Here is a 1,413-nt window from a genome sequence, read left to right as displayed (position 1 = left end):
ATTAAGGTTATCGCACAATGCATGTTAGACGAGCAGGTTGAGCTGTCGGAAGGATGCATTAGAATTAAAGTGCTACTTGACCATTTAGCCCCCAACCTGCATGAAGATGAGCGGTTTTCAGTGTTTATCAAAATGTATGATGCGCTAGAGCACATGCCAACTCATGAGGCGCGTAAGCAAACTGACAAACGAGTGATTTTTAAGCTGGATCAGGAACGCTTCAAACTGGAAGAAGACAACCAGCATGCGATACTCTCTGCGTCTAAAGCGCTCCTGGAGCATTCATTCTAGAGTAGGTCGGNGAGCAATATGCCCAGGCCTATTCGTTGTACCCGGTGGTCATAGTCAATTAGGCTTTCTCCATAGCCTTCAAAAAATTGTATGAAACCTCTTAATCGCCCCCACATCGGAAAACTGAATCCGGTTTCCGCAGACCCATAACCTGTGTCGAAGTTGTATCTCACCGAGCTGCTGAGTTTATAGCGCCCCCAGTCCATCACACCGGTAATTTCATAGTGACCTAGGTAGTCGTCGATATCCGGGTTATCATCGCCTCGGAATAAGTGGTTTGTCTTTTTGTTGTGTGCATGAGTGAGCAACTTCGGCCAGCGTTGTTTCAGCGGGCATACTCGCCGCTGTATTTAAGAAACAATCAATAGACTCTTCCGCTGCTGCTAACTTACTGAAAAATAGTAAAAAACCTAATAAGGTAAAATACTTGAGTCGTGCAATAGCCATTGTCGCTTCATGTATTGTTTCGATCTGTACGGTAGCCGGCTATTGTTGTTTATACTCACTATCGAAGTCAAAAAATAACTCGCCGGAAATTTCTTTATAGCGGCCTGAGTCCTTCATTCTTTTGAGTCTTGGTGAAAGCTCATCAAGGAAGCTTTGTGTGAGCGCTTTGTTATGACACGTAATACGGTCATAGCTTTCTACAAGAGGGTGCTTGGCAGAGTAACTCAATTGATCTACGAAAGGTTGCAAGTCCGGAAGCGCTGCGATCATGACATCAATACGCTTTACTTTGAGCTTTTTCAAGTTCTGGGCGTCTTTGTATACTTTGTCTAGTTTTATTTTTTCGCTAAGTCTATGTTTATAATAGTTCTCGTGCACATGTACGGCACCCACATTAAGTCCTTTAAGTTGACTGGAGCTAGTTAAAGGGCTTTGGTCGAGAGGGCTAAACATATAATAAGCGAAGGCACCTAGTGGAAAGCTTGCAATGATATTCTCATTTCCTAGCTTTTCTTGCATCACTTGCGTGAAAGAATAAATGTAGTCTGTATGGCCTTGCTCAAATGATACCAGGGCTCGTTTATAAGGCGTATATGATTGAATGATTTTGAAAGGCATATCTGAAATAGCTTCGTTCAGAATGCCTTGATAGATGCCAGACTGGTCTTCCTCAAT

At 43.1% G+C, this 1,413-nt stretch carries 3 protein-coding genes; 1 reads left to right on the top strand and 2 read right to left on the bottom strand.

What is annotated here, in order from left to right:
* Nucleotides 1-291 (top strand): DUF2489 domain-containing protein (locus A3757_RS01505; protein ID WP_156506094.1); only part of this gene is annotated, 291 nt, incomplete at its 5' end.
* Here the strand turns inward: A3757_RS01505 and A3757_RS24980 are convergent.
* Both A3757_RS24980 and A3757_RS01495 read right to left on the bottom strand, forming a co-directional pair.
* Nucleotides 288-599 carry a phospholipase A gene (locus A3757_RS24980; RefSeq protein ID WP_197469639.1) on the bottom strand — a complete coding sequence of 104 codons (312 nt, stop codon included), beginning with the start codon at nt 597-599 and terminating at the stop codon, nt 288-290. The two genes, A3757_RS01505 and A3757_RS24980, sit on opposite strands and share 4 nt — an antisense overlap.
* A gap of 178 nt (nt 600-777) precedes the next feature.
* On the bottom strand, nt 778-1,413 hold a 636-nt coding region (locus tag A3757_RS01495), incomplete at its 5' end, for a transporter substrate-binding domain-containing protein (protein ID WP_068739038.1).

The organism is Oleiphilus sp. HI0117, from assembly GCF_001635235.1.
Note: the sequence above shows the minus strand (reverse complement) of the source record. Positions and strands in the feature narration are given on the sequence as shown.